This is a genomic window from Methylobacterium sp. J-030, from assembly GCF_022829545.1.
Taxonomy (GTDB): Bacteria; Pseudomonadota; Alphaproteobacteria; order Rhizobiales; family Beijerinckiaceae; genus Methylobacterium.
This window is the reverse complement of the sequence record NZ_JAKSYM010000141.1, coordinates 1-5,595: the sequence shown is the minus strand read 5'-3', so window position 1 is coordinate 5,595 and position 5,595 is coordinate 1. Positions and strand designations below refer to the sequence as shown.

At 71.9% G+C, this 5,595-nt stretch carries 6 protein-coding genes and 1 pseudogene; 3 read left to right on the top strand and 4 right to left on the bottom strand.

Going from position 1 to position 5,595, the window contains the following annotated elements; genetic code table 11:
- Positions 1–416: 416 nt before the first annotated feature.
- The 4 genes from MKK75_RS08235 to MKK75_RS08220 form a co-directional block, all read right to left on the bottom strand.
- Positions 417–1,301 (bottom strand): helix-turn-helix transcriptional regulator, encoded by an 885-nt coding sequence (locus MKK75_RS08235; RefSeq protein WP_244042109.1) that lies wholly within the window; start codon positions 1,299–1,301, stop codon positions 417–419.
- A gap of 328 nt (positions 1,302–1,629) precedes the next feature.
- Positions 1,630–2,571, bottom strand: coding sequence for a lytic transglycosylase domain-containing protein (locus tag MKK75_RS08230; RefSeq protein ID WP_244042108.1), 942 nt, complete (start codon positions 2,569–2,571; stop codon positions 1,630–1,632).
- A gap of 190 nt (positions 2,572–2,761) precedes the next feature.
- A complete protein-coding gene (locus MKK75_RS08225; protein ID WP_244042107.1) occupies positions 2,762–3,583 on the bottom strand; it encodes a Cof-type HAD-IIB family hydrolase in 822 nt (273 codons plus the stop codon).
- Positions 3,580–4,131: a gluconokinase gene (locus MKK75_RS08220; protein WP_244042106.1), complete on the bottom strand. Its 552-nt coding sequence runs from the start codon at positions 4,129–4,131 to the stop codon at positions 3,580–3,582. Before MKK75_RS08220 ends, MKK75_RS08225 begins: the two co-directional genes overlap by 4 nt.
- Before the next feature lie 187 nt (positions 4,132–4,318).
- Here MKK75_RS08220 and MKK75_RS08215 point away from each other — a divergent pair, with 187 nt between their 5' ends.
- The 3 genes and pseudogenes from MKK75_RS08215 to MKK75_RS08205 all read left to right on the top strand — a co-directional run.
- Complete coding sequence (locus MKK75_RS08215) at positions 4,319–4,594, top strand: DUF3072 domain-containing protein (protein WP_244042105.1); 276 nt, start codon at positions 4,319–4,321, stop codon at positions 4,592–4,594.
- 190 nt (positions 4,595–4,784) lie between these two features.
- On the top strand, positions 4,785–5,027 hold the full coding sequence (locus MKK75_RS08210) for a Flp family type IVb pilin (RefSeq protein WP_244042104.1): 243 nt from the start codon (positions 4,785–4,787) through the stop codon (positions 5,025–5,027).
- Positions 5,028–5,327: 300 nt separating this feature from the next.
- A pseudogene (locus tag MKK75_RS08205) lies at positions 5,328–5,595 on the top strand (sugar transporter); the annotation flags it as partial.

Below are 5,595 nucleotides of genomic sequence, written 5' to 3'. Positions count from 1 at the left end.
GCGGGTTGTGTGGGTCAGGACGGTGGCCACGATGAAGGCGGCGGGCTGCGGCCACGGGCGCAGCACCCCCTCCGCCCAGGGGGGCGGGCGGGACCAGGCCGGACCGGGGCGCGGGGGACCGCGGGGCTCCGCGTTGCGGCCGGGACTGGCGCCCATGTCCGAGCCTCCGAGTAAGAGCGTGTCCCGGGACCGTGGATCATCGGCCGATCCCGGGATTCCGAAGGGCGTATCCCTTCGGCGGAGGCGGGGCAGGGCCCCACCATGGGCGAAGCCCGACAGCGGGGCTCTGCCCTGCACCCGCAAACGGTCCGAGACCTTTTGAGACCGGGCTTCGTCAGGGCCGTCCTAGCGTGGTGCGCCGCGGCGCGGCGATCAAGGGTCGGATCAGGCCGGCGCCTGCGTCGCCGGCATGGCTGTCACCCGACCGCCGAGACCGTCTGCCCGAACCGCGCCTCGATGGCCGAGGTCAGCCGGTCGAGCATCGTCTGGACCGGGATGTTGGAGGTGTCCACCGTGGCGGGCGCGCGGGCATAGAGCGGCTCCCGGCTCGCCAGCACGGCGCGCAGCTCCTGCATCGCCGAGGCGTGGTCGCCCGTGGTGGCGAGGTGGCCCTGCTCGCGCACGCGGCTCATGTGCTCCTCCGGCCGGGCGCGCAGCCAGATCGTGTAGAAGGCCTGGAGCAGCAGGTCGTAGGTCAGGGGCTCGGCCACGATGCCGCCGCTGGTCGCCAGGATCAGCGGGCCCGGATGCTCGGTGAGGCGGCGCAGGGCCGCCTGCTCCAGCCGCCGGTAGCCCTCCTGGCCGTAGATCGCGAAGATCTCCTGCACCGAGAGGGCGTTCTCCCGCTCGATCTCGGCGTTCAGCTCCACGAAGGTCCAGCCGAGCCGCTCGGCCGCGAGCTTGCCGAGCGTTGACTTGCCGGCGCCGCGCAGGCCGGTCAGGGCGACGCGCGGGCGGTCGCCCGCCTCGGGCCGGCTGCCGCCGGAGAGCGCCTGCTTGGCGGCAGCGACCTGCGCCGGACTCGCGTGGCCGAGGAGGTCGCGGATCAGCGGCCAGTCGGGCTGGGCGTCGTTGCCGGTGATCAGGTCGTCGAGCCGCACGCCCATGGCGTTGGCGACCCGCCGCAGCAGGATGATCGAGACGTTGCCCTGGCCGCCCTCCAGCTGCGCGATATAGCGCTCCGACAGACCGGAGGTCTGCGACAGGACCTTGCGCGAGAGCCCGCGCACGGTGCGCGCGTGCCTGACGCGGCGCCCGAGGTCCGTGAGGAAGTGCGATTCCTGTTCCACCACGCCGGTCATGGCGCAATCCGCTTTCCTGCCAGCTCGAAAGCAGAGTCCGTGCCCTGCATGCCCGCCGCTTCGAGGTCGGTCGCGCCCGGCGGTTCGGACAACGCTGCCCGAGCCCGCGCGCGACAACTCGCGTATCCCGCCCAAAGATTCTGTGTTGCGCCGCCCGTGTCCGGCCGCTGCGACCGGCCGACGGTCCGTGCCGCACCGGCCCAACCACGCTGCTGGCGTGGCGCCTATGTGTTGCGGAACGCCCCGATGGTCAAGGCGTGAGCATGATCCTTGTGTGGGCAGAGGCTCATTCCGGTGCGCATTCCAGGTTCACGCAGGTCCGGCGACCCTACTCGACCGGAAGCGCGGTGGCTTCCTGGACGGACGCACCGGCCGGCGCGCGCCGCGGCCCGGCCGCAGCCAGCATCTGGATGGTCGGGCGGCGCGGAGGGAGCGGTACCTCGATCGCCTCGGCGACGGGAGCCGACGCGGCGGCGGGCGTCATCGGGGCCGGCGCGGACGCCGGTTCGGCCTGAGGGGAGAGACGCAGTTCCGCGAGCTCGGCGGCGGCGGCGGAGGCTGCGCCGAAACCGGCGGGCCGCCGCGGCGGCAGCGGCACGTCCACGGTTTCGGCCCGCGCGGCCTGCTCCACCGGGGCTGCGGCGGCCGGCTCGACGGTCAGGCTGGCGAACTGGATCGTGCCCGTGAGGGCGGCGGGGCGGCGCGGGGGCAGGGGCACCTCCACGGTCTCGGTCGGCGCCGCGACCGAAGCGGCGGTTGGGGCGTAGGCCAGGGCCGGAGCCGCAGCAGCGTTCGCATCCGCGGCGCCGCCGCCGAACAGGCTCGCCAGGGCGCTCGCCGAGGCGGCGACCGGGGCCACCACCGAGGCGACCTCGGTCGAGATGCCCTGGCGCTTGGCGGCGTAATAGTAGCCGCGATTGTAGTAGTGATAGGCTTGGCTGAGATTGCCCTGGGCGGTGCGGTAGGCCCCCGCGAGATAGGCCACGCCGTAGCGGAGGTTCGTCGCCGGATCGAGGAGCCCCGCGGCGTCGCCGGTATAGCCGAGGCTGCGGGCCGTCGCGTGCTTGATCTGCATGAGACCCAGCGCACTGCCGCCCTTGGCGCGCGGGTTGTAGTTGCTCTCGCGCTTGACCACCGCGTGCACGAAGCTCGCCGGAACGCCGTTCGCCTTGGCCTGCTGCTCGATCAACGCGTCGATGTTGTCGTGCGCCTGCCCGAAGGCGGCGGCTGGCACGACCGCGAGGGAGGCGGCCAGGAGAAGGCGATGCATTCCGAGACCCGGTGCTGCTTGTTCTGTGGTCAAGCTAGGTCGCGGGCAAATGAGGCCGGAAAGCGGCCCCGCTTCGGCAAGCTGTGGGCGGGCGCGGCGCGGACGCGGCGTGTGCTCCGCCGGACACAGGCCCGATACATTCGCCGCGGGTGCGGCGCCGGACCGATCCGCGCGGCGGCGGAGGGGTCGTTCAAGGAAGGATGAACCGGTCGACGCCCTGCGCGAATCCATCCGCGTCGTTGCCGTCGGTGACGGCGCTGGCGGCGGCCTTCACGGATTGCTCGGCGTTGCCCATCGCCACCGAGAAGCCGCTGCGGGCGAACATCGGGCGATCGTTGCCGGCATCCCCGAAGGTCGCGATCCGCTCCGGCGGAATGCCGAGATGCGCGCTCATCCAGGCGACGAAGCGGCCCTTGTCGAGCCGGGGCGGGGTGACGTCGAGATAGTAGGGCTGCGAGCGGTGGATCGTGGCTCGGTCGGCGAGCGCCGCCCCGATCCGCGCCTCGCAATCCGCCAGATGGGCGTGGTCCCGGCTCACCCCGACGATCTTGGCGGCCGCCCCCATGAGGGTGCCGAGATCGGCCACGACCTCGGGCTCCGCGCCGATCGTGCGGCGCTCGAGGTCGGTGTAGGGCCCGTGCGGATCGCGCAGGCACCACGCCCCGCGCGCGAACACCCAGACGTCGAGCCCCGCGGCGAGCAGCCGGTCGAGGGCCTCCCGGGCGGCCGGTTCGGGGATCGTCCGCTCCTCGATGGTCGACAGGTCGGGCCGGACCACGCTGGCGCCGTTGAACGCCCCCATCGGCAGCTCGAGGCCGAGTTCGGCCACCAGCCCGCGCAGCCCGACCGGCGGCCGGGCCGAGGCGATGCTGAAGCCGATCCCGGCGGCGCGCAGCCGGCCCACGGCCGCGACCGTGGCGGCGGTGAGGCGCTTGTCGGCGGTCACCAGGGTGCCGTCGACGTCCGAGATCACCAGGGCGATGTTTGCGGCCTTGCCGGATTGCGCTGTCATCGGCCTGCTTCCCTCTCCTGAGCGAGGCGTGTAACCACCTGGTCCGCGATCAGCGCGGGCGGGTCGGCGATCCCCACGGTGATCGGGTGCTCGTCCGGGCCCGGGGCCTCCAGCGCGGCGAACTGGCTGTCGAGGAGGAGGGGCGACATGAAATGCCCGTGCCGCTCCGCGAGGCGGCGGGCGATCAGCGCCCTGTCCCCCGCCAGGTAGACGAGGCGCACCCGGCGGCTCCCGCGGGTCAGGCCCTCCCGGTAGGCCCGGCGCAGGGCCGAGCACACCACCACCGCCGACTCCCCGGCCTCGAGCCGCGCCTGGATCCAGGCCGCGATCCGCGCGAGCCACGGGGCGCGGTCCGCATCGTCGAGGGCGTGCCCCGCATGCATCTTCGCCACGTTCTCCGGCCCGTGGAAGCTGTCGCCGTCGATGAACGTCCAGCCGAGCCGCTCGGCGATCAGCGCCGCGACGGTGCTCTTCCCCGATCCCGAGACGCCCATCACGATGAGCACCTGCGCGTCCGGTGTCGCCGGTCCGGTCCCGTGCACAGCCATCCCCTGGGACATCATCCGGACCCCGTGGCACCGCGGCGTCCGCCCCGACGCCGTGCGTCATCAATAGGATCGCGGGTCGCGAAGGAAAGGCCGGGGACAACCCGTCGGCGGCGCGGCATCACCGGAACCGCCCGCCAGGCCGCACGTTCTCCCCGTGAAGTCGGAACATTTCAGGAACAGATTGACCATGTCCCAGTCGACCGCGAAGACTGCATCGAAGGCGGACGCGAAGTCCCAGGGCTCCGAAGCGAACCCGAAGACCGATCCGAAGGACGTCTCCAACCAGATCAAGGATCCCGACCAGTGGACCACCGGCGGCGAGCCGATGACCGGAGCCCAGGCCTCTTACCTCAAGACCCTGTCGGAGGAGGCGAAGGAGCCCAAGGCGTTCGATCCCGATCTCGACAAGGCCGAGGCCTCGAAGCGGATCGATGACCTTCGGCACAAGGCCGGGCACGCCTGATCGAGCCGGAACCGATCCGGACGCACCCGCGCGCGCGGGTGCGTCCGGAGAAAAATACCGAACGTTCACGCAAGACTATTCCGTTTCGAAGACTTCATTAAGACCGCAGCAATCGCCGGGTGGTTAGAACCGGCGACGGGCCGTGCCGCCGACCGGGGTGGCGGAACGCGGCGGAAGAGCGGTATCGACCATGCATGAGCCGGACTGCTGCGGCGCGGGCAAGAGGTCCGCACAAACCGAAATCTCCGGCGCCGGTGTGCGGCCGGCTGGCGTGGCGCGGTTCGCCCGCGACACGCGCGGCTCCACGGCGATCGAATACGCGCTGATCGGTTCCCTGATCTTCCTGGTCGCGGCCGGGAGCATCCGCGTCTACGCGAACCGGATGAGCGGCGTCTACAACCAGATCAGCACCGCGGTCGGGCAGGCCAACTGAGCGGGCTCACCGATCGTCGCGTCCTGTCGGCGGCGTTCGCAATCCCCGGGGCGCTGCGCGTCCGCTCAAGCAGGGGACGTCGCCGGGATCGATCCTGCAACCGCATCCGGCCCGACCCCGGCGCGACACGTTCTGCGCGAAATTGCGCCCGGTCCGTTCACCTGCCCCGAAAAAGCTGTGCTTAGCGAGGATGAAACGGCAACCTCAGTCGTCCCGGGCGGAGTGTGGCTCACCCGCTACGGACACCCGGGTCGCCATGAGTTAGGCACGGGTTCGGCACTACCGATGGACAACATCTGGATGCGAACACTTCCCCTCGCCCTGCTCGCCGCCGCGGCGATGTCGGGCTGCACGTACCTGCCTGCGGCGGGTCCGACGGCGAGCGCGATCCAGGCGGGGTCGGAGGTGGCCACCGCCGATGGCGGTCTGCTGGCCCGCTACGAGATCATCGACGTCACCCCCGCGGTGATCGAGGCCCTGCGCGGCCGCCCGCTCGACAGCCTGCTCGCCTCCTTCGGCGACCACCGCCCCTCCGCCGAGCCGGTCATCGGCATCGGCGACATGGTCT